This is a genomic window from Martinezella lusitana, from assembly GCF_900094565.1.
GTDB lineage: Bacteria > Pseudomonadota > Alphaproteobacteria > Rhizobiales > Rhizobiaceae > Rhizobium > Rhizobium lusitanum.
On sequence record NZ_FMAF01000002.1, the window covers coordinates 24,572 to 45,203 of the forward strand.

Sequence of the window (20,632 nt, forward strand, 5' to 3'; positions counted from 1 at the left end):
ATAAACTTCGATAATTTTAAATCGTTTGAATTGACAACACCGGGACGTTTCGTCGCACAACCTTTGAGCAAGCGCGTCGCGGTTCGACAATCCACCCCTTTATCTTTGCCACAATTTGTTCCACCTTTATCCCCATAAGCGCGCCAGGTTACCGCCGACCGAGCTGGCAAACCGCCTGGGCTGGATTCCAAATCCGGGAGACGCGCACTGATGACGGAGACGAATACCATGTTGACAATCGCGCTCGTTGACGACGACCGCAATATCCTGACTTCCGTGTCGATTGCCTTGGAAGCAGAGGGATATAAGGTAGAGACCTATACGGACGGCGCGTCCGCGCTCGATGGTCTGCTCGCCCGGCCGCCGCAGCTGGCGATCTTCGATATCAAGATGCCGCGCATGGATGGCATGGAACTTCTGCGCCGCCTGCGGCAGAAGTCCGATATACCGGTGATCTTCCTCACCTCGAAGGATGAGGAGATCGACGAACTCTTCGGCCTGAAGATGGGCGCCGACGACTTCATCACCAAGCCTTTCTCGCAGCGCCTGCTGGTCGAGCGCGTCAAGGCGGTGCTCCGCCGCGCTTCCGCCCGCGAGGCCGCGAACGCAGCTGGCGGCAGCGCAGCCGCCAAGCCGGGTGCCACGCAGCAGGCCCGCTCGCTGGAGCGCGGCCAGCTCGTCATGGACCAGGAGCGGCATACCTGCACCTGGAAGGGCGAGCCGGTGACGCTGACCGTCACGGAATTCCTGATCCTGCATTCCCTGGCGCAGCGCCCCGGCGTCGTGAAGAGCCGCGACGCTCTGATGGATGCCGCCTACGACGAGCAGGTCTATGTCGACGACCGCACGATCGACAGCCACATCAAGCGGCTCCGCAAGAAATTCAAGATGGTCGATCTCGATTTTGATATGATCGAGACGCTGTATGGCGTCGGCTACCGCTTCCGCGAAGCTGCCTAGAGCCGGATGATTTTAGGTCGGATCGACCTAAAATCTGAATCCGCTCCGGAATCAGAAATAGGGCATGACGTCGTCCGAAATCCCCTCACACCTTTCGGCATCATGCCCGAATAGTTAACTGGACCATACAGCGGGCAATGGAATAAGAGCATGCGGACGGGACCGCGATCCCGTTCTTCGAAAGGGCCATTGGATTGGCACAGCTGGTGCAGGACAGAGATATAGATGACGCGGAAAGCCCGAGCGGCGCTCGACCTGCGCGCCGCCGATGGACTCATCCGTTCACGCTGATCCGCCGTATCTTCGGCAATGCCGTCTTTTCGAGCCTGACGCGGCGCATCCTGTTCTTCAATCTTGCCGCCCTTGTCGTTCTTGTCGGCGGCATTCTCTACCTCAACCAGTTCCGGGAAGGCCTGATCGACGCGCGCGTCGAGAGCCTGCTGACCCAGGGCGAAATCATCGCCGGTGCCGTTTCCGCCTCGGCATCGGTCGACACCAATTCCATCACCATCGATCCGCAGAAGCTGCTCGAGCTGCAGGCCGGCCAGAGCATTACGCCTGTTCCGAACGACGAGGACCTGGAATTCCCGATCGATCCGGAAAAGGTGGCGCCGGTGCTGACCCGGTTGATCTCGCCGACACGCACCCGCGCCCGCATCTTCGACGCCGATGCCAATCTGCTGCTCGACAGCCGCCACCTCTATTCCCGCGGCCAGGTGCTGCGCTATGACCTGCCGCCTGTTGACGACGAGAAGCAGAGCTGGTCGGACTGGTTCAGCGGGTTATTGAACAAGATGCTGCAGCCAGGCAACCTGCCTGTTTACAAGGAAGCGCCCGGAGGCGACGGTTCGATCTATCCGGAAGTCATGAACGCACTGACCGGCGTGCGCGGCGCCGTCGTCCGCACCACGGAAAAGGGCGAACTGATCGTCTCGGTCGCAGTGCCCATCCAGCGTTTCCGGGCTGTGCTCGGCGTGCTTTTGCTCTCGACCCAAGCCGGCGACATCGACAAGATCGTCCATGCCGAGCGCCTGGCGATCATGCGCGTCTTCGGCGTTGCGACGCTGGTCAACGTCGTCCTGTCGCTGCTTCTGTCGTCAACCATCGCCAATCCGCTGCGCCGGCTCTCGGCCGCCGCCATTCGCGTGCGCCGCGGCGGGGCGAAGGAGCGCGAGGAAATTCCCGATTTCTCCGCCCGCCAGGACGAGATCGGCAACCTATCGATCGCGCTGCGTGACATGACGTCGGCGCTCTACGACCGCATCGATGCGATCGAAAGTTTTGCCGCCGATGTCAGCCACGAGCTGAAGAACCCGCTGACATCCCTGCGCAGCGCCGTCGAGACGCTGCCGCTGGCCAAGAGCGACGATTCCAAGAAGCGGCTGATGGATGTGATCCAGCATGATGTGCGCCGCCTCGACAGGCTGATCAGCGATATCTCCGACGCCTCGCGTCTCGACGCTGAACTCGCCCGCTCGGATGAAAAATCGCTCGATCTGGAAGTGCTGCTGCGCGACATGATCGATATTTCCCGCCAGGTCGGACACAGCAAGAGGGCAGTCGAGATTGAGTATTTGGTCGACCGCAAGCCGGCCAACAAGGCGAAGTTCACCGTCGTCGGTCACGACTTGCGTATCGGCCAGATCGTCACCAATCTCATCGAAAACGCTCGATCCTTCGTCCCGAACGGCACCGGGAAGATCACGGTGAGGCTGACGCGCACGAGGACGCGCTGCGTCATCTACATCGAGGACAATGGCCCCGGCATCCAGGCCGAGGACATCGACCGCATCTTCGAACGTTTCTATACCGACCGGCCGGATTCGGAGGAGTTCGGGCAGAATTCGGGTCTCGGCCTGTCGATCAGCCGACAGATTGCCGAGGCGCATGGCGGATCGCTCCGCGCGGAGAACATTATCGACACTGACGGCACAACGCTGCTGGGCGCCCGCTTCATCCTGTCTCTGCCCGCCGAGACACCGGCATGAGCGGCCGCATGACCGTCGAAGCAGCCAATATTCACGCGACAGCGATCGTCATCGGCAAGACCGGCCTATTGTTCCTGGGGCCTTCGGGCAGCGGCAAATCCTCGCTCGCCTTTTCATGTCTGACAGCCGCCAAGCCGCTCGGGCTCGCCGCAGCGCTGGTCGCCGACGACCGGGTGTTGATCACAGAGCACGATGGTTCCATTTTCGCCGAATGCCCGCCTTCGATCGCCGGCCTGATGGAAATCCGCTACACCGGCATTGTTCGCCTGCCTTACGTTCAGAAGGCCGAAATGCACTTCGCCATCCGTCCGGTCGATCCAGCGACGGCGGAAAGGCTGCCTCCCGAGGACGAGCAGATAAACGTGACCGGCTCCATCCGGCTGCCGCTGGTCCGCCTGTCTGCCAACTCGGTGAATCCGCTCGCAACAATTATGGCGAAAATCGCTTCCAGTTTGGAATAATCGGCCTTTTAAGCCTTCACAGGCGTTCAAATCCTGTATTTTAAGCTTGCACTTCGTCTTTTCATCGCCAAGATGTCCCCCCAACCGGTGGACGACATTGCTGCATTGCGATATTGGCCACCTGTTTGCGTAATGCGATGGGAGCAGTAATATCATGATCGGACTTGTGCTTGTCACTCATGGCAAGCTAGCTGAAGAGTTTCGGCATGCGGTCGAGCACGTCGTTGGTCCGCAGAAGTTCATAGAAACGGTATCCATTGGTCCCGAAGACGACATGGACAAGCGGCGACAGGATATCCTGCAAGCCGTCGCCGGCGCGGATGATGGCCACGGCGTCATCATCTTGACCGACATGTTCGGCGGCACGCCCTCCAATCTTGCAATTTCCGTCATGAATAGCGGCCATACCGAGGTCATCGCCGGCGTCAATCTGCCGATGCTCATCAAGCTTGCAGGCGTGCGCGGCGACAACAACATGGAGAAGGCTCTGGTTGAAGCTTCGGAGGCCGGACGCAAATACATCAACGTAGCCAGCCGTGTGCTCAGCGGCAAATGACGGACAGCACCGCCTCTATGACCGAGCTTTCCAGGGAACTCCTGATCATCAATAAGCGAGGCCTCCACGCCCGCGCCTCCGCCAAATTCGTCCAGACCGTCGAAGCCTACGACGCCGCCATCACCGTTTCCAAGGACGGGACGACGGTCGGCGGCAATTCGATCATGGGCCTGATGATGCTGGCGGCCAGCCCCGGCTGCAGCGTGCTGGTGACGGCGAGCGGCAATCAGGCCGCCGAAGCGCTCGAGGCGCTGGACCTGCTTGTGGCCAACAAGTTCGGCGAGGAAATCTAAGTTTTCCTCTTGGCTGCCGCCAGGATATAAAGACATAAAGACTTCTTTATATCATTATTGATTTCCAGCCTGAAGCCTGCTACACGGCATCATCCCACACGCTGTCAGCGTGCAATTCTTGTTGCATTCGGCCGAGGCGTTTTGCCCACGGCGCGGTTGCATCGTTCAGGCTGGAGATCTTCATGAGCACTGAAAAAGACTACGTCGTCGCGGATATCGGCCTTGCCGACTTCGGTCGCAAGGAAATCACGATCGCCGAAACCGAAATGCCGGGCCTGATGGCCTGCCGCGCCGAGTTCGGCGAAACGAAGCCGCTGAAGGGCGCGCGCATCACCGGCTCGCTGCACATGACGATTCAAACAGCCGTTCTCATCGAGACGCTGGTGGCGCTCGGCGCCGAGGTTCGCTGGGCATCCTGCAACATCTTTTCGACCCAGGACCATGCCGCTGCAGCGATTGCTGCTTCCGGCGTGCCGGTCTTCGCCATCAAGGGCGAAAGCCTCGAGGACTACTGGATCTACACCGATAAGATCTTCCAGTGGACCGATGGCGGCCTGTCCAACATGATCCTCGACGACGGCGGCGACGCCACCATGTACATCCTGCTCGGCGCCCGCGCCGAAGCCGGCGAGGACGTGCTCTCCAACCCGCATTCCGAAGAAGAGGAAATCCTCTTCGCGCAGATCAAGAAGCGCCTTCAGGCTTCGCCGGGCTGGTTCACCAAGCAGCGCGACGCCATCAAGGGCGTGACCGAAGAAACCACCACGGGCGTCAACCGCCTCTATCAGCTCAGCCAGAAGGGCCTGCTGCCCTTCCCGGCGATCAACGTCAACGACTCGGTCACCAAGTCGAAGTTCGACAACAAGTACGGCTGCAAGGAATCGCTGGTTGACGGCATCCGCCGCGCCACCGACGTCATGATGGCCGGCAAGGTCGCTGTCGTCTGCGGCTATGGCGACGTCGGCAAGGGCTCTGCCGCTTCGCTTTCCGGCGCCGGCGCCCGCGTCAAGGTTACGGAAGTCGATCCGATCTGCGCGCTCCAGGCTGCGATGGACGGTTACGAAGTCGTTCAGCTCGAAGACGTCGTCTCCAGCGCCGATATCTTCATCTCCACGACCGGCAACAAGGACGTCATCCGCATCGACCATATGCGCGCGATGAAGGACATGGCGATCGTCGGCAACATCGGCCACTTCGACAACGAAATCCAGGTTGCCGCTCTGCGTAACCTGAAGTGGACGAACGTCAAGCCGCAGGTCGACCTGATCGAGTTCGCCAAGGGCAACCGCATCATCCTCTTGTCGGAAGGCCGCCTGCTGAACCTCGGCAACGCCACCGGCCATCCGTCCTTCGTCATGTCCGCTTCCTTCACCAACCAGACACTGGCGCAGATCGAGCTCTTCACCAAGCCCGGTCAGTATCAGAATCAGGTCTACGTGCTGCCGAAGCACCTCGACGAAAAGGTCGCCCGCCTGCATCTCGCCAAGCTCGGCGTAAAATTGACCGAGCTTTCGGACGAGCAGGCCGCGTATATCGGCGTCACGACCCAAGGTCCTTTCAAGTCCGACCACTACAGATACTGATTTTAAGATCAATATCCACAACATCTTGTGGCCCCGGCATTGACAAATGCCGGGGCTTATTTTTTGGCCAGCTCCCTTCCCGCAGATTCCCTTAGGCAGTATTGTTTTTGAACTTGATTCGTGACGAACCGGCGCGCCCGGAGCCATGAAAATGGGATGTCTTGTCAGGATGCGGCACAGTAGAGCCGGATGATGTTGGGTCGGCTCGACCTAACATCTGAATCCGCTCTCCAATCAAATAAGTAGAGCATGATGTCGTCCGAAAACCGCTTACACTTTTCGGCATCCTGCTCTGAAGGACGGAGACAGACCTCTTATGTCTGAAGGGGAAGACAACTTGCATCAGCCAGCGCTACGCGGAGCGGCAGCGTGGTTGCGGCAGGGCGGTGCATATATGTTTTTACCGCGGACGAAGCGAGGGAATGACAAGGGTCGGCTGGCCTCGCTGACCCGTCTGTTGCGGCTCAGCGTGTTCGGTGGCCTCGTTACCGGCCTGGCGGGTCCTGTTCTCGCGCAGAGCAACATCGCGTCGCAGGCGACCGTGCGCCTCTTCACCTCTTCCGAAATGGCTGTTTTTTCCATCATCATCGGCGTCATTTCCGCCGCTCTGCTGTCGACCGTGTGGATGGTCCGGCAGCGTGGCAATCTGGAAAACGAAAGCCGCGAGATCCGCACGGCGCTGTCCGATGCCAATCAACGCATTTCCCAGTATCAGGCGCTGATCGCCGACAAGAACCGCCGTATCGTCATCTGGGATGGCCAGAATGCGCGCCCGGAGCTGCTCGGCCAGCTCCCGGTCGAGACCGGCGCGCCCCAGGACAACGAATTCCTTGCCTTCGGCCGCTGGCTGAAGTCGTGGTCGGCCGGCGAGCTGGACAAGGCGATCGACAAGCTGCGCGGCAACGGCCAGAGCTTCGACATGGTGGTCGAGACCAACCGCGACGAGATCCTCGAAGCGCAGGGCCGCATTTCCGGCGGCCGCGCCTTCGTTCGCTTCATCGCGCTCAATAATCTGCGCGCCGAACTGGCCGAGCTGAAGATCGAGCGCGACCGGCTGATGACGTCGATCTCCGCCTTCCAGAATCTGCTCGACGCCATCGACCTGCCGGTCTGGCAGCGCGATGCCGAAGGCAAGCTGACCTGGATCAACCAGGCCTATGGCGAAGCTGTTGAAGCCGTCTCGACGGAAGAAGCCATCCGCGAGGGGCGCGAATTCCTGACGACCGTGGCCCGCGAGCGCATTCGCGCTTCGGCGACCCCGGAATCGCCCTTCCACGACAAGATTTCGACGGTCGTACACGGCAACCGCACGTTCTTCGACGTCATCGACGTAAAGTCTCCGAGCGGCTCCGCCGGCATCGCCATCGATGTTTCCGAGGCGGAAGCGGTCCGGGCCGAGCTGGCGCGTACGCTGAAGAGCCATGCCGAGACGCTCGATCATCTGGCGACGCCGGTTGCGATCTTCGACGGCGACAGACGGCTGCAGTTCTACAATCAGGCTTTCGTCCAGCTCTGGGAGCTCGACATCGCCTTCCTCGAGAAGCGACCCGATAATAGCGAGATCCTGGACCGGCTGCGCGGCGCCAAGAAGCTGCCCGAGCAGCTGAACTGGAAGACATGGAAGGACGGCGTCCTTTCGGTCTATCGTGCGCTCGATACGCAGAGCGACCTCTGGCACCTGCCCAATGGCCAGATTCTGAGGGTTTTCGCCACGGCGCATCCCCAGGGCGGCGCCACCTGGGTGTTCGAGAACCTGACCGAGCAGGTCGACCTTGAGACGCGCTACAATACGCTCGTCAAGGTGCAGGGCGAGACCATCGACCACCTATCCGAAGGCGTCGCCGTCTTCGGGCCTGATGGCCGTATCCGCCTTTCGAACCCGGCCTTCCGCATTCTGTGGAACATCACGGAGGCGCAAGCCAAACCCGGCACGCATATCCAGGCGCTGGCCGAGGCCTGCACGCCCTCCTACGACCGACCGGACGGCTGGAAGCGCTTTGCCGAGCAGATCACCAGCTTCGATGACGAGCGGCCGTCGTCGCAGGGCACGCTGGAGCTCTATTCAAATCTGGTGCTCGATTACGCCGTCATTCCGCTGCCGAATGCGCAGACCATGCTGACCTTCGTCAACAAGACGGACAGCGTGCGCGCCGAACGGGCACTGACCGAGAAGAACGAGGCGCTGCTGAAGGCGGACGAACTGAAGAACGACTTCGTCCAGCATGTCTCCTACGAACTGCGCTCGCCGCTGACCAACATCATCGGCTTCACCGATCTCCTGAAGACGCCCGGCATCGGCTCGCTGAACGATCGGCAGGCCGAATATATCGACCATATCTCCACCTCGTCGTCGGTGCTGCTGACGCTGGTCAACGATATTCTCGACCTGGCGACGGTCGATGCCGGCATCATGCGGCTGAACTATTCCGAGATCGTGCTCAGCGATCTCCTAGACGAAGTATCGATGCAGATCGCCGACCGGCTGCAGGAAAGCGGCGTGACGCTGGAAATCACCGTACCCGCCCATCTCGGCTCCATTGTCGCCGACCAGCAGCGGCTGAAGCAGATTTTGCTCAAGCTTCTGACCAATGCCGCCAATTTCGCGCCCGAGGGATCAACCATCGCGCTGACATGCGGACGCGAAGGCACGGACTTCGTCTTCTCGGTCGCGGACAACGGCCCCGGCATATCGGAAGATCTGATCCACACGGTCTTCAACCGCTTCGCTTCCAACGGCAAGGGCGGCAAGCGCAGCGGCGCGGGCCTTGGCCTTTCCATCGTGGAAAGCTTTGTCAGCCTGCATGACGGCCAGGTCTCGATCGAAAGCGAGCCGGGCAAGGGAACGAAGGTGACCTGCCGTATTCCGTCCGCCGGACTGCCCCACTCCGTCGCAGCAGAATGACAGCAACCGACACCAGCATCTCCCTCTTCCTCGCAGATGATACGGCCACCGCCCAGCTTGGGGAGGATCTGGCTCTGGCGTTGAAGGCGGGCGACTGCGTGGCGCTATCCGGCGACCTCGGCGCAGGCAAATCATCGCTCGCACGCGCGCTGCTGCGTGCCATGGCCGACGACGCGGAACTCGACGTACCAAGCCCGACCTTTACGCTCGTGCAGTCCTATGAGCTGCGCATCCCCGTCTCCCATTTTGACCTTTATCGCCTTGGCGATCCCAGCGAATTGATGGAACTCGGCTTCGACGAAGCGCTGCAGACCGGCATCTGCCTCGTCGAGTGGCCTGAAATGGCGGAAAGCGAGCTGCCGAAAGAGCGCATCATAATCAAACTGGAACATGAGGGCGAAGGGCGGCGGGCAACGATCATGGCGCCGGCCAGGCAAATGGCGCGCATACGGCGCGTGCTGGCGATACGCGCCTTTCTCGATGCTAGCGGCTATGCAGGCGCCCGGCGCCGCTTCCTGACCGGGGACGCCTCGCTGCGGGCCTATGAGTCCATCTATCCGCGTGGCGAGGGCAGCCGTGTGATCCTGATGGATTGGCCGCCACTACCGGAGGGACCGGCGGTGCTCGATGGCAAGCCCTATCCGAAGGTCGCGCATCTCGCCGAGAATGCCTATCCCTTCGTGGCTCTCGCCGACATTCTCCGCGAGAACGGCTTTGCCACACCCGAAATCTTCTCCGTCGACTACGAGCAAGGCATCCTGCTGATCGAGGATCTCGGCACCGATGGCGTGCTCGACGAGCATGGCAGGCCCATTGCCGAGCGCTATCGCGCCAGCGTCGCGTGCCTCGCACATCTGCACAACCTTACCATTCCCCACGATATTCCGGTGACGCCGGATCATACCCATCACATTCCGGATTTCGACCGGACCGCCATGAAGATGGAAGCGCGGCTGCTTCTCGACTGGCATCTGCCCTGGAAACGCGGCACCCCGGCCAGCGACGCCGAACGCGCCGATTATCTGGCGATCTGGGATCAGCTCATCGACCAGCTTGATGACGCGGAAAAAAACCTGCTGCTGCGCGACATGCATTCGCCCAACATCATCTGGCGGGCGGCGGAAAAGGGCATTCAGCGCATCGGTCTCATCGATTTCCAGGACGCGATGATCGGGCCTACGTCCTATGATCTCGCCTCGCTCGTGCAGGATGCGCGCGTGACGATCGAGCGCGATCTGCACGATCAGCTGATATCGGACTACCTCGCACTTCGGCATGCCCAAGGCGGCTTCGACGAGGCCAAGTTCCTGAAAAGCTGGGCCATCATGTCGGCGCAGCGCAACTGCAAGCTCGCCGGCCTCTGGGTGCGGCTGCTGCAGCGTGACGGCAAACCCGGCTACCTCAAGCACATGCCGCGCACCCTCGCCTATCTCGCCGTCGCCTTCGAGCATGAGGCGCTGGCTCCCTTGCGCGAATGGTGCGAGAAAGCCGGTATCGGCGGGGCATAGCAACCGAAGACCCGGCGACGGCTTTCCGGCCTTGTGCTAAAGGAAAGCAAGCGACCGAATCACGAGTTCGAGACGAGATGACCATCAAGCAAGCCATGGTATTGGCCGCGGGGCTCGGAACCCGCATGCGGCCGATCACCGACACCATCCCGAAGCCGCTGGTGAAGATCGCCGGCAAGCCGATGATCGACTACGCACTGGACGCATTGGCCGAAGCCGGCGTCGAGCGTGCAGTCGTCAATGTGCATCACCATGCCGACCAGATGGAAGCGCATCTGCGTAGCTATCGCGGGCTCGAGATCCTGATCTCAGACGAGCGGGACGCGCTGATGAACAACGGCGGCGGCCTGGTCAAAGGCTTCAAGCTGCTGAGCCGCGACCCGGTTTTCGTAATGAATGCCGATCTGTTCTGGATCGGTGAACGGCCAGGCGAACCGACGAACCTTGAGCGTTTAGCCGGATTCTACGACGCCTCCCGCATGGATATGGCCATGCTCTGCGTCGAGCTGGAAAAAACGACGGGCCATAACGGCAAGAACGATTTCAGCATGGCTGAAGACGGCCGGCTCCGGCGCTATCGAGACGCGCCGCATGATGGCGTCGTCTATGCCGGCGCCATCGCGATGGATCCGTCGCTCCTCGACGACGCACCGGATGACGCCTTCAACATCAATATATACTTCGACAAGGCCATTGCCCGCGGCCGGCTCTACGGTACGATGCTCGAAGGTCACTGGCTGACTGTGGGGACACCCGAGGCGGTCGGCGAGGCGGAGGAAACGATCCGGACTTTCCGGGCGTTTGCGTGAGGCCCATGGCAGGCGGCCACCGTCAACGCATCCTGACGATCCCGACAGGCCTGCCCTTCCTGAAGACCCTTGCGGCCGCTCTCTGCGACGGCCGGCTGACCGAGCATTTCCGCCATGATCCGAACGATCCGCTGTCGCTCGCCAGGGTCACCATCTTCCTGCCGACACGGCGCGCGGCGCGTGTCCTGCGCTCGGAATTCGTCGATCTGCTCGGCGGTCGTTCCGCCATCCTGCCAGTCATTCGCCCGCTCGGCGAAACCGATGACGACAGCGGCTATTTCGAGGAAACCCTGCCTGATACGGCCGATCTGGCGCAGCCGCTTGCCAATACGTCGCGGCTTCTGGAGCTGGCGCGGCTGATCCTTGCCTGGCGCAACAAGCTGCCGCAGATCGTGCGCGACATCCATTCCGATTCACCGCTCGTCGCCCCCGCAAGCCCGGCCGATGCCATATGGCTGGCGCGCAATCTCGCCGAGCTTATCGATTCGCTTGAGACCGAGGATCGCGACTGGAGCGAGCTTGCCAGTCTCAACGCCGAAGAGCATGCGCTCTGGTGGCAGCTGACGGCCGAATTTCTGCGGATCGCCAGCGCCTTCTGGCCGGCGCGCCTCGAAGAGCTCGGCAAGTCCTCCGCCGCCCGCAATCGCAATGCCATCCTTCGCGCCGAAGCACAGCGGATTGCCGCAACGCAGCATCCGGGACCGGTGATCGTCGCGGGTTCGACCGGCTCGGTGCCGGCAACTGCGGAGCTGATCGCGGCCGTCGCCTCGTTGCCGCAGGGGGTGATCGTCCTGCCCGGACTCGATCTTTCGATGCCGGAAGAGCACTGGCAGCTCGTCGCGCCGGAAACAGTCGCCGGCGAAAGGTCCGATCCGACCACGCGCAGCCATCCGCAATACGGCCTTTCATTGCTGCTGAAGCGCTTGTATGCCACCCGTCACGATGTCGAAACCGTTGCCGAGGCGGCGGAGAGCATGCAGATGCGGGCGCAGATCCTGTCGCGCGCTTTGGCGCCGGCAGAGGCGACGAGCGGCTGGGGAAGCTGGCACAAGACGCTTGCTCCTGATGCCATAGCCGGCGCCTTCGCCGATGTCGCCCTGATCGAGGCGGCAAACGAGCGCGAGGAAGCGACGGCAATCGCAATCGCATTGCGACTGGCGCTGGAGAAGCCGGGACGCAATGGCGGCGAAAGCCAGGCCGCCTTGATCACGCCCGACCGCAACCTCGCAAGGCGCGTGACCGCAGAGCTATCCCGCTTCGGCATCACCGCCGACGATTCGGCCGGCACGCCGCTTTCGGCCATGCCGCAAGGTACGCTGCTGCAATTGCTGCTCGAAGCGACGCTCCGCCCTGGCGATCCCGTCTCCATCGTCTCGCTGCTCAAGCATCCCCTCGCTCGCTTCGGCTTGCCGTCGCAGACGCACCGGCTCGGCGTCGACGCGCTGGAAATCCTGGCGCTCAGGGGCGGAGTCACCCATGTCGATATCGGCACGCTGGAAGCGCTGCTCGATATCAGGCTCGCCGAACAGGCGAACGACCGCCACGCGCCGCAATGGCGCAAATCGCTTCCCCCCGAATCGGTGGAGCATGCACGCGAGCTGGCGAGTAGGGTCACCAGGGCATGTGAGCCGCTTGTGACGGCACTCTCCTTGCAGACGGCCGACGGCTTACCTACCCTTTCGGAATGGGCCGAGCGCACCGGCCGGACGCTCGAAGCCGTCGCGACCGACGAGCGCGGTGATCTGGCGGCGCTTTGGTCCGGGGAAGCCGGAGATACGCTCGCCAGCCTGCTGAAGGAAGTCATCGATACCGAAGGCCAGCTCGAGGCGGACGGGCCGCAATGGATCGACATCATGACGGCCCTCTGCGTGGGACAGGCGGTGAAGCCGCGGGCTCTCAGCCACCCGCGCCTTTTCATCTTCGGCACGCTTGAAGCGCGCCTGCAGAGCGTCGACACACTGATCCTCGGCGGCTTGAATGAAGGCTCATGGCCCGGACAGACGGCGAACAATCCCTTCATCTCGCGCACGATGAAGACGGAGATCGGCCTTGAGCCGCCGGAACGGCGCATCGGCCAGCTTGCCCACGATTTCGAAATGGCAAACGGCACCCGTGACCTCATCTATTCGCGCGCGCTGCGCCAGGGTTCGACGCCGACGGTCGCCTCCCGGTGGCTGCAGCGGCTGATCGCACTCGGTGGAGAAGACCTGGAAACCGTATTGAAGGCACGCGGCGATCAATACCGCCATTGGGCAGGCCTGATCGACGAAGGCGACAATCAGGCCCCGGCATTGCGGCCGGCGCCGAAGCCGCCCGCTGAACTGCAGCCGAAAAGCTATTCCTTCAGCGAGGTGGGCCGCCTGCGTCGCGACCCTTATGCCATCTATGCGCGGCGCGTGCTGCGGCTCGATCCGGTCGATCCGTTCAATCGCGATCCCGGCCCGGCCGAGCGCGGCACGCTCTATCACAAGATCATCGACCGCTTCGTTCGTGAAGGCCACATTGCCGGCACACCGGATGCGACGCTGGCTATGGATCGCATCATCGCTGAGCTGTTCGATGCACAGCGGCTGCCTGACCATATCGACAGCGTCTGGCGGCCGCGCTTTCGCGAAGTGGCTCGCGCCTTTCTCTCCTGGGAAGCGGAACGACGGCCGGAGGTTCGCAAGACGGCGACGGAAGTGCCGGCCGGTGTCGAGATCGAGCCCATCGGCGTCAGGCTGACTGGCGTCGCCGACCGCATCGACATCAAGAGCGACAAGGCGGCCGATATCATCGACTACAAGACGGGCTACAATCCCTCGCCGCCGCAGGCCCGCGCGCTGCTCGACCCGCAGCTGGCGCTGGAAGCCTATGCGCTCAGACAGGGTGCCTTCCGCAATATCGGCGCGATGGTTCCCGAAAACCTGCTTTACGTGCGGCTGCGGCCGGGCGATCGTTTCAGGGTCGATCAGGTCAACAACGAACATTCCAGCCGCGGCGGCAAGACGGAAACAAAGTCGGCTATGGACCTGGCGCAGGAAGCGATGGACCAGTTCGTCAAATTCGTTTCGCTGCTGCAATCCGGCGAGAAGGGCTTTTCCTCGCGGCTGATCCCCGCCCAGCAGTTCGAATATGGCGGCGATTACGATCACCTCGCCCGCGTTTCGGAATGGTCGACGGCGGAAAGCGAACAGGAAGGCGGCGGCGATGAGTGAGCTTTCCGCCAGCGAACCAGCCGGCCTGCCCGACAGCGACGACCCCGGCGTCTGGATCAGCTGGACGACGATCCAGCAATCCATCGCCTCGGACCCCGAACGCTCGGCCTGGGTTTCGGCCAATGCCGGCTCGGGCAAGACGCATGTGCTCACCCAGCGCGTCATCCGCCTGCTGCTATCTGGCGCCCGGCCCTCGGCCATCCTCTGCCTCACCTATACCAAGGCCGCCGCTTCCGAAATGTCGAACCGCGTCTTCGACCGGCTGGCAACTTGGGCGACGATGCCGGACGACGAGTTGAAAACGCGCATCGCCGATATCGAGGGCGCGGAACCGGATATCTTCAAGCTTGCCGAGGCGCGTCGGCTCTTTGCCAAGGCGCTGGAGACGCCGGGCGGGTTGAAGATCCAGACGATCCATGCCTTTTGCGAGGCCTTGCTGCATCAATTCCCGCTCGAGGCGAATGTCGCCGGGCATTTCTCCGTTCTCGACGACCGTGCGGCGGCGACCCTACTCGAGGATGCGCGCCGCGCGCTGCTGGCCTCCGCGACGCCGCACGGCGATGCCGAGCTGGCACAAGCCTTTGCCTATGTGCTCGATCTCGGCGATGAATCGGGCCTGGAAACGCTGCTCGGCGATATCGTCGCCAAACGCAACGCCATCCGCCGCTTTACCGAAGCGGCGGAGCGACAGGGCGGCCTTGAAGCGACGCTGCTGGCGCGGCTCGGACTTTCCGCCGACGACACGGAAGCCGGCATTGCGGAACAGTACTGGCCGCTTCCCGGCCTCTTCGGTGCGACGCTGGAGCTCTATCTCACGCTCGCCGATCAGAAGGGCGGTGCAAAAGCACAGGAGATCGCTTATGCGCTGCGCCTCGCCAAACGCGAGGCGGATGCTATCGCCCGCGCCGAGATACTCGAAAAGGTCATGCTGACCGCGAAAGGCGAACCGAAATCGGACAGCCAGTTTTTTGTGAAGGCGATGCTGGCGGACGCTCCGGCACTTTCCGATGCAGTGGCGGCGGCACGCGCTCATGTCGTTGCCTGCCGCGACCGGCTGAAACTGATGCGGATGTACCGGGCGACCCGCGCTGCCCTTATCCTCGCCGACCGGCTGAACCGAGACTATGAGGAGCTGAAGAAGCGGCGCAGCCAGCTCGATTTCGAGGATCTCATCACCCGCACGGCGGACCTTCTCAACAAGAAGGGCGTCGGGCCATGGATTCACTATAAGCTGGATAAGGGTATCGATCACATCCTTGTCGATGAGGCACAGGATACCAGCCCGATCCAGTGGAGCGTCATCCAGTCGCTAGCGGAGGATTTCTTCGCCGGCGAAAGCGCGCGGCCGACGCTGCGGACGATCTTTGCCGTCGGCGACGAGAAGCAATCGATCTATTCGTTCCAAGGCGCGCGGCCGGAGCGCTTTTCCGAGGAAAGCGATCGCACCCGCCGACGGGTGGATGCCAGCGGCCTGCGGTTCTCGTCGATTCGGCTGCCGCTGTCCTTCCGCTCGACGGCCGATGTGCTCGGCGCCGTCGACCATATCTTCACCAGCCCGGAGAACGCTAGGGGGCTCAGCGCCGTCAACGAGCCGGTGGTGCACCGCTCCAGCCGCATCGGCCATCCCGGCGCCGTCGATCTCTGGGAGATGATCGCGCCGGAACCGGCTGCCAAGGAGGAGGACTGGACGGCACCTTTCGATTCGACGCCGGAAAGCGCACCGCCCGCCATCCTGGCGCGGCGGATGGCGCAGACGATCGGCAACCTCATCGGGCGAGAGACGATCATCGAAAAAGGCAAGGCCCGCTTCATCGAAGCCGGCGACATTCTCGTGCTGGTGCGCAAGCGCGACAGCTTCGTCAACGCGCTGACCCGCGCCCTGAAACGGCGCGGCAACATTCCCGTCGCCGGTGCCGACCGGCTGGTGTTGACCAGCCATATCGCCATTCAGGATCTCCTGGCGCTCGGCCGCTTCCTGCTGTTGCCGGAAGACGATCTTTCGCTTTGCGCACTGCTGAAAAGCCCGTTGTTCGACCTCAGCGAAGAGGATGTCTTCGCGGTCGCGGCTTATCGTGATGACCACGAGAGCGTCTGGAGCCATCTGCAACGGTTCGCCGAAGACGGCCATGACCGCTTTAGCCGGGCCGTCGAACAGCTGAAGACCTTCCTTGCTTTGTCGAAAAGCCTGGCGGTGCATGACTTCTACGCTCGCGTGCTCGGCAGCTTCGGCGGCCGGCGGCAGTTTCTGGCGCGGCTCGGCACCGAGGTCAGCGACATCCTCGACGAATTCCTGACCTTCGCGCTGGATCACGAGACGGGCGGCCTGCCCGGCCTGCAATCCTTCATCTCGACGTTGGAACTGGAAGCACCAACCGTCAAGCGCGAGCAGGACAAGGGCCGCAACGAAGTGCGGATCATGACGGTGCATGCATCGAAGGGGCTGGAAGCGCCGATCGTCTTCCTCGTCGACGGCGGCGGCAAGGCCTTTACCCATACGCATCTGCCGAAGATGCGGCTGATCGAAACCGGCAAGGACCAGATCCCGCTGCCGGTCTGGGTGCCGGTCTCCGCGCTTGCCAATTCGCTGACGCAGGCCGATACGGCGCGGCTGCAGTCGCTGACCGAGGAAGAATATCGTCGCCTGCTCTATGTCGGCATGACGCGCGCTGCCGACCGGCTGATCATCTGCGGCTACCGCGGCATCCGCGAAAACAGCGATACATGGCACGCGATGATTTCGGCGGCGCTGCGCCAGGACGAGCAGCATTGTACGTTGAGGACTTTCTCCGGCGCTGATGGTGACTGGCAGGGCTTGAGCTGGCGAATTGCGCAAGTGAAGCTCGATTTCGAAATCATGCCGGAGCCGGAGAAACTGATGGAGCGCGCGGGCTTGCCTGCGGGACTCAGCCGACCACTGCCGCCGCAGAGGAACCTTCCCCGGCCGCTCAGCCCCTCTGGGGTCGGCACCGTCATCGACGATGAGGCCGACAATCTGCTCGTCACTTCGGCGCTTTTCGGCGAGAAAGCGAAGTCCGACCACGCTCTGCAGAAGGGCCGCTTCATCCACCGCATGCTGCAGACACTGCCTGATATCGCGCCGGAGGATCGCGCCGACGCGGCGCGGCGCTACGCCGAACGCGCCGCGCGCTTCTGGCCCCAGGCCGAGCGGGAAGCATTGATCGGCTCCGTCATGGCGCTACTCTCGCACCCGGACCTGCAAGGCACCTTCAGCGCGCATGCCCAGGCCGAAGTCTCGATCATGGGCACGTTGACGCTCGGCAGCCAGTCCTACGCCGTCTCGGGCCGCATCGACCGTCTGGCGGTACTCGACGACCGCATCGTCATCCTGGACTACAAGACGAATCGCGTGCCCCCGGGCAGTGAGCGGGACATTCCCTTCGCGCACAAAGCGCAGCTTGCTATCTACCGCTCCGTCCTTTCGCCGCTCTATCCGGGAAAACGCATCGATTGCCTGCTGGTCTATACCGAAAACGCTTCGATCTATACGCTGTCCGACGACGCCCTTGCATTGGCGCTTGCGGAGCTCCAGACAAAGTGAAATATCGGACATTGAAATTCAGGCGCCGCCCCCTCACATACATAGCAACCGCAAATCCTGGTAAAGGAGCAGCCTATGGCTACCGTTAAAGTCGATACTTCCAACTTCACTGCTGAAGTCCTGCAGTCCGCAGAGCCCGTCGTCGTTGATTTCTGGGCCGAATGGTGCGGTCCGTGCAAGATGATCGCTCCGGCTTTGGAAGAGCTCGCCGTACAGTTTGAAGGCAAGGTCAAGGTCGCCAAGCTCAATATCGACGAAAATCCGGAACTGGCCGCCCAGTTCGGCGTTCGCTCGATCCCGACGCTTGCCATGTTCAAGGGCGGCGAAGTGGCTGACATCAAGGTCGGCGCCGCTCCGAAGACCGCCCTGCAGAGCTGGATTTCCAGCGCATCCTGATAGGTATCGACTGAATAGAATAAAAAAGCCCGGCTCGACCGGGCTTTTTTATTGATCCTGATCCAATTTATCGAGGCGGCGTGCCGTTATCGGCAAGAACGTCGCCGACCAGATAGAGGGATCCACCGATCAAAATGCGCGGAGCGGGTGAATTCGGCACAACGAAGGCCTTGATCGCATCCAGCGCCTCGCCGACATCAGACATCGGTTCCGCCACCAGGCCGGCATCATAGGCCGCGTTCGCCAGAATGACCGGATCGATCATCGCGTCGCTGGCGCGGATCGGCACGCAATAGACCTTTTCCGCAAGACCGGCGAAGGCCTTGAAATAACCGACCGGATCCTTGGTGTTGATCATGCCGATAATCAGGAACAGAGGGCGCGGCTGGCGCTCCTCGAAATTGGCCATGGCTTCGGCGATGACTTCGCCGGCGCCGGGATTATGGCCACCATCAACCCAGATCTCCGCGCCTTCGGGTGCATGCGACATCAGATTGCCTTCCGTCAACCGCTGCAGGCGGCCCGGCCATTCGACCGAGGTCATCGCCTTTTCCATCATCGCTTCGGTGACGACGAAACCGGCGGCCTTGACGGCGCGGATGGCGGCGGCGGCATTGGCATATTGATGGCGGCCCGGCAGGCGCGGCAGCGGCAGATCGGCGAGGCCGAACTCGTCCTGGTAGACCAGCTTGCCATATTCTTCGTGGGCGGAAAAATCCTGGCCGAAAACGGCCGTCGGGCAACGCAGCCGCTCGGCCGTCGATATCAGCACGTCGAGCGCCGCATCATATTCCTGGTGGCCGATGACAACAGGATGGCCTGATTTCATGATGCCAGCCTTCTCGGCCGCAATCAGCTCGACGCGATCGCCGAGATAGGGCTGGTGATCGAGCGAAATCGGCATAATGACCGACACGGCCGGATCGGAAATGACGTTGGTGGCATCAAAACGGCCGCCGAGGCCGACTTCGATGACGGCGGCATCGGCCGGATGCTCGGCAAAGAGGATGAAAGTCGCTGCCGTCAGGATCTCGAAGACCGTGATTTTCTGGCCGCCATTGGCGTCGGCGATGCGCCGCAGCACATCAGCGAACACGGCGTCGTCGACAAGCTTGCCGCGGCCACCCTTGACGCCCATGCGGTAGCGCTCGTGCCAATTGACGAGATGCGGCGAGGTGTGAACGTGGACGCTGTAACCGCCGGCTTCGAGCAGCGCGCGGCAGAAGGCCGTCACCGATCCCTTGCCGTTGGTGCCGGCGACATGGATCACCGGCGGCAATTTCCTATGAGGGTTACCGAGGATATCGAGCAGCCGGGTTATTCTCTCCAGGGAGAGATCGAAGCCCTTGGGGTGCAGCCCCATCAGCTTGTCAATCTCCCGTGCTGCCTCGCTCATTGCGGATTGATCCATAGCCGTCATCCCGCACCTCCGCCATCGATGATATCAGGCGCTCGCCGCTATCGCCAGCGCAGCACCATTCTTGCTCTTGGCGGACACGTCGTTTGCCGGCGCCTTGGTCAGGATCTTCAGGAGCGTGGCCAGGGTATCCGGAATGTCGTGACGCTTGATGACCATGTCCACCATGCCGTGTTCCAGCAGGTATTCCGAGGTCTGGAAGCCTTCCGGCAGCTTTTCGCGGATCGTCTGCTCGATGACGCGCTTGCCGGCAAAGCAGATTTCCGCGCCCGGCTCGGCCAGATGAATGTCGCCCAGCATGGCGTAGGAGGCGGTGACGCCGCCGGTCGTCGGATTGGTCAGAACGACGATATAGGGCTGGCCGACTTCCTTCAGCATGTCGACGGCAACCGTGGTGCGCGGCAGCTGCATCAGCGACAGGATGCCTTCCTGCATGCGCGCGCCACCCGAAGCCGGGAACATGACCAGCGGGCATTTCTCTGAAATCGCCCGCTCGAATGCCTTGACGATGGCCTCGCCGGCAGCGATGCCGAGCGAACCGCCCATGAAATTGAACTCATGCACGACGGCAACGAGCTTGACGCCGCGAACCTTGCCGACGCCGGCAAGGATCGTGTCTTCCTGCTCGGTCTTGATGCGGCTGTCCTTCAGGCGGTCGGTATATTTCTTCGAATCGCGGAACTTCAGCGGGTCCTGCGCGACCTTCGGCTGCGGCAGGGCTTCATACTCGCCATTGTCGAAGAGATCGGCAAGGCGCGCCTTGGCCGGCATCTTCATATGGAAGCCGGAAGCGGGGATGACCCACTTGTTGTCCTCAAGATCCTTGTGGAAGACCATTTCGCCGGTCTCCGGGCACTTGATCCAGAGATTCTCCGAAATTTCGCGACGGCCCAGCATGGAGTTGATCCGCGGGCGAACGTAATTCGTGATCCAGTTCAATTCGAAACTCCTAATCGACCATATCAATCGATATCGTAGTCGTCACCTAATGCCCATAGGCCAT

Annotated in this window: 14 protein-coding genes; 12 read left to right on the top strand and 2 right to left on the bottom strand. The window is 62.0% G+C overall.

The features are described 5' to 3' along the window. Positions 1-228: 228 nt before the first annotated feature. The 12 genes from GA0061101_RS03435 to trxA all read left to right on the top strand — a co-directional run bounded on the left by GA0061101_RS03435 (position 229) and on the right by trxA (position 18,212). The gene (locus GA0061101_RS03435) at positions 229-960 is read left to right on the top strand and encodes a response regulator transcription factor (protein ID WP_197072741.1); all 732 of its coding nucleotides are present in this window, start codon (positions 229-231) and stop codon (positions 958-960) included. A 194-nt stretch (positions 961-1,154) separates the two neighbouring features. Continuing rightward, positions 1,155-2,948 carry a sensor histidine kinase gene (locus GA0061101_RS03440; RefSeq protein ID WP_037195535.1) on the top strand — a complete coding sequence of 598 codons (1,794 nt, stop codon included), beginning with the start codon at positions 1,155-1,157 and terminating at the stop codon, positions 2,946-2,948. 8 nt (positions 2,949-2,956) lie between these two features. Continuing rightward, complete coding sequence (locus GA0061101_RS03445) at positions 2,957-3,409, top strand: HPr kinase/phosphorylase (protein WP_037196129.1); 453 nt, start codon at positions 2,957-2,959, stop codon at positions 3,407-3,409. 154 nt (positions 3,410-3,563) lie between these two features. Beyond that, a complete protein-coding gene (locus GA0061101_RS03450; protein WP_034481375.1) occupies positions 3,564-3,965 on the top strand; it encodes a PTS sugar transporter subunit IIA in 402 nt (133 codons plus the stop codon). 17 nt (positions 3,966-3,982) lie between these two features. After that, entirely contained in the window at positions 3,983-4,258 is a 276-nt protein-coding gene (locus tag GA0061101_RS03455) for an HPr family phosphocarrier protein (protein ID WP_037195537.1), read from the top strand. 182 nt (positions 4,259-4,440) lie between these two features. After that, positions 4,441-5,841 (top strand): adenosylhomocysteinase, encoded by a 1,401-nt coding sequence (gene ahcY / locus GA0061101_RS03460; RefSeq protein WP_037195540.1) that lies wholly within the window; start codon positions 4,441-4,443, stop codon positions 5,839-5,841. A 316-nt stretch (positions 5,842-6,157) separates the two neighbouring features. Then, positions 6,158-8,743: a PAS domain-containing sensor histidine kinase gene (locus GA0061101_RS03465; protein ID WP_037195542.1), complete on the top strand. Its 2,586-nt coding sequence runs from the start codon at positions 6,158-6,160 to the stop codon at positions 8,741-8,743. Next, positions 8,740-10,251 carry a tRNA (adenosine(37)-N6)-threonylcarbamoyltransferase complex ATPase subunit type 1 TsaE gene (gene tsaE / locus GA0061101_RS03470; RefSeq protein WP_092573045.1) on the top strand — a complete coding sequence of 504 codons (1,512 nt, stop codon included), beginning with the start codon at positions 8,740-8,742 and terminating at the stop codon, positions 10,249-10,251. The genes GA0061101_RS03465 and tsaE overlap by 4 nt, the downstream gene beginning before the upstream one ends. Before the next feature lie 77 nt (positions 10,252-10,328). Continuing rightward, positions 10,329-11,060, top strand: a complete 732-nt coding sequence (locus GA0061101_RS03475; RefSeq protein ID WP_092573046.1) for a nucleotidyltransferase family protein — start codon at positions 10,329-10,331, stop codon at positions 11,058-11,060. A 5-nt stretch (positions 11,061-11,065) separates the two neighbouring features. After that, positions 11,066-14,257 (top strand): double-strand break repair protein AddB, encoded by a 3,192-nt coding sequence (gene addB / locus GA0061101_RS03480; RefSeq protein WP_092573047.1) that lies wholly within the window; start codon positions 11,066-11,068, stop codon positions 14,255-14,257. Further along, positions 14,250-17,816, top strand: a complete 3,567-nt coding sequence (addA, locus tag GA0061101_RS03485) for a double-strand break repair helicase AddA (protein ID WP_092573048.1) — start codon at positions 14,250-14,252, stop codon at positions 17,814-17,816. Before addB ends, addA begins: the two co-directional genes overlap by 8 nt. A 75-nt stretch (positions 17,817-17,891) precedes the next feature. Further along, complete coding sequence (gene trxA / locus GA0061101_RS03490) at positions 17,892-18,212, top strand: thioredoxin (RefSeq protein ID WP_037195551.1); 321 nt, start codon at positions 17,892-17,894, stop codon at positions 18,210-18,212. A gap of 67 nt (positions 18,213-18,279) precedes the next feature. On the opposite strand, the gene GA0061101_RS03495 is transcribed toward trxA, so the two are convergent. Beyond that, positions 18,280-19,608 carry a bifunctional folylpolyglutamate synthase/dihydrofolate synthase gene (locus GA0061101_RS03495; RefSeq protein ID WP_047637909.1) on the bottom strand — a complete coding sequence of 443 codons (1,329 nt, stop codon included), beginning with the start codon at positions 19,606-19,608 and terminating at the stop codon, positions 18,280-18,282. A gap of 48 nt (positions 19,609-19,656) precedes the next feature. Further along, entirely contained in the window at positions 19,657-20,568 is a 912-nt protein-coding gene (gene accD / locus GA0061101_RS03500; RefSeq protein ID WP_092573049.1) for an acetyl-CoA carboxylase, carboxyltransferase subunit beta, read from the bottom strand. Positions 20,569-20,632: the final 64 nt, after the last annotated feature.

Excerpts from the sequence above, each read along its gene's own strand:
- GA0061101_RS03465 (WP_037195542.1), top strand. The coding sequence starts at position 6,158 with ATGTCTGAAGGGGAAGACAACTTGCATCAGCCAGCGCTACGCGGAGCG.
- addA (WP_092573048.1), top strand. The coding sequence starts at position 14,250 with ATGAGTGAGCTTTCCGCCAGCGAACCAGCCGGCCTGCCCGACAGCGAC.
- GA0061101_RS03455 (WP_037195537.1), top strand. The coding sequence starts at position 3,983 with ATGACCGAGCTTTCCAGGGAACTCCTGATCATCAATAAGCGAGGCCTC.
- addB (WP_092573047.1), top strand. The coding sequence starts at position 11,066 with ATGGCAGGCGGCCACCGTCAACGCATCCTGACGATCCCGACAGGCCTG.
- GA0061101_RS03475 (WP_092573046.1), top strand. The coding sequence starts at position 10,329 with ATGACCATCAAGCAAGCCATGGTATTGGCCGCGGGGCTCGGAACCCGC.
- ahcY (WP_037195540.1), top strand. The coding sequence starts at position 4,441 with ATGAGCACTGAAAAAGACTACGTCGTCGCGGATATCGGCCTTGCCGAC.
- GA0061101_RS03435 (WP_197072741.1), top strand. The coding sequence starts at position 229 with ATGTTGACAATCGCGCTCGTTGACGACGACCGCAATATCCTGACTTCC.
- tsaE (WP_092573045.1), top strand. The coding sequence starts at position 8,740 with ATGACAGCAACCGACACCAGCATCTCCCTCTTCCTCGCAGATGATACG.
- GA0061101_RS03445 (WP_037196129.1), top strand. The coding sequence starts at position 2,957 with ATGACCGTCGAAGCAGCCAATATTCACGCGACAGCGATCGTCATCGGC.
- GA0061101_RS03495 (WP_047637909.1), bottom strand. The coding sequence starts at position 19,608 with ATGAGCGAGGCAGCACGGGAGATTGACAAGCTGATGGGGCTGCACCCC.
- GA0061101_RS03450 (WP_034481375.1), top strand. The coding sequence starts at position 3,564 with ATGATCGGACTTGTGCTTGTCACTCATGGCAAGCTAGCTGAAGAGTTT.
- trxA (WP_037195551.1), top strand. The coding sequence starts at position 17,892 with ATGGCTACCGTTAAAGTCGATACTTCCAACTTCACTGCTGAAGTCCTG.